Raw genomic sequence first — 260 nt, 5'->3', positions numbered from 1 at the left:
CTCCAGGCCCGATAACTCCGGGAATAGAGTCTCCAGAAGGGAAGGTGAAGAAGGAGGAGTGTATAAGATGTCAGGAGCTCTATCGTGATTGGAAATGCAGTCTATGGTGGATGAGTTTCTGATCCATATGTGGCATCCGGTTTCAACGGCCAGATGTTGTACAGCTGTTGATTCCGTGAGTGTTAACTGGGTTCTTTGTTTTTTTCCATGGCAATGCACAAAGTGGTGCCCGGCAGAGCTTTTGACGGTGCAAGATGTGC

It is taken from the genome of Parendozoicomonas verongulae (assembly GCF_009711465.1).
GTDB lineage: Bacteria > Pseudomonadota > Gammaproteobacteria > Pseudomonadales > Endozoicomonadaceae > Sansalvadorimonas > Sansalvadorimonas verongulae.
The sequence above is the reverse complement of the archived record's forward strand: the minus strand, read 5'-3'. Positions refer to the sequence as shown.